This is a genomic window from Kocuria sp. ZOR0020 (genome assembly GCF_000800955.1).
GTDB lineage: Bacteria > Actinomycetota > Actinomycetes > Actinomycetales > Micrococcaceae > Kocuria > Kocuria subflava.
Genome location: NZ_JROX01000025.1, coordinates 1 through 376, shown reverse-complemented (window position 1 = coordinate 376; position 376 = coordinate 1). Strand labels below are relative to the sequence as shown.

General features: G+C 34.0%; 1 protein-coding gene. It reads left to right on the top strand.

Going from position 1 to position 376, the window contains the following annotated elements; all coding sequences use genetic code 11:
- Nucleotides 1-323: hypothetical protein (locus L979_RS16145; protein ID WP_047688481.1), on the top strand; the 323-nt coding region annotated here is incomplete at its 5' end.
- Nucleotides 324-376 lie beyond the last annotated feature (53 nt).

Genomic DNA, 376 nt, shown 5'->3' with positions numbered 1-376 from the left:
TGCAAACTAAAGTAACAGAACGCATGGGCGATTGGTTTGAAGCAGAGTTTAAGGCTAAGGCAAATGCTGCAAGCCGAAGAACTAGATTAATCAGAAGCCACGGTCATACCTATACTTATGCCAGATATCAAAATACTGGGCAATTGTCAAGTAACTTAAAGCAAGTTAAAAAAGGCGATAAAATAGTAGTTAATGCAGGGACTAGAGCTAATTATACTAGTGGCTATCATGGCATGTACTTCTTAGTTGAAAAAAAGGGTATGCAAGACGTTAAAACAACATTGAAAAAAGGTGCTAATTATGCTAATTCAATGAAATTATAGAAAAGAGAAAAAATGAAATTAGATTATAATTCACGTGAGATTTTCTTTGGTAA